This is a genomic window from Ruegeria sp. AH12 (assembly GCF_056541465.1).
Map to the genome: position 1 here is coordinate 1 of NZ_JBQFYL010000178.1, position 641 is coordinate 641.

The following is a 641-nucleotide window of genomic DNA, read 5'->3' on the forward strand; positions in this document are numbered from 1 at the left end:
GAAGCCGCCACCGGGCCGGCCGCCGCCGCCACCCATGCCGTTTTCAAACGCAGCGTGACCAAAGCGGTCATAAGCGGCTTTCTTGTCAGCATCACGCAGAACATCGTAAGCCTCGTTGGCCTCTTTGAACTGCGCTTCGGCATCGGGGTTGTCCTTGTTGCGATCGGGATGCAGCTGTTTGGCTTTCGAGCGAAAGCCTTTCTTGATCTCATCCGCAGAAGCGCCCTTGGACACGCCGAGCACTTCGTAATAGTCGCGTTTGGACATCAGTATTTCCTTCTGCCTCAACGTAATCGGGCCGGCCCGGCAACCGGACCGGCCCAAATTGGCCCGGTTACCCGTTAGTTACGCTTGTCGTCGTCCAGATCTTCGAACTCGGCGTCGACAATGTCATCGTCACCCGGCGCGGCATCTGCGGCTGCGGGCTCATCTTCGCCCTCTTCCGCCTGTGCCTTATAGATCGCCTCACCCAGTTTCATGGCCGCTTCGGTCACGTTCTGGATGCCCGACTTGATCTTGTCGGCATTGTCCGTTTCCAGCTCATCCTTGAGCGCAGCAACGGCCAGCTCGATCGCTTCTACGGTCGACGGGTCGACCTTGTCGCCATGTTCCTCGCTCGATTTCTCGGTCGCGTGGACGAG

At 59.3% G+C, this 641-nt stretch carries 2 protein-coding genes; both read right to left on the reverse strand.

Annotated elements, in window-relative coordinates; translation table 11 throughout:
* Positions 1-267: DnaJ domain-containing protein (locus ACR0EL_RS22445; protein ID WP_480502351.1), on the reverse strand; the 267-nt coding region annotated here is incomplete at its 3' end.
* Positions 268-341: 74 nt separating this feature from the next.
* Positions 342-641: Hsp70 family protein (locus ACR0EL_RS22450; RefSeq protein WP_480502352.1), on the reverse strand; the 300-nt coding region annotated here is incomplete at its 5' end.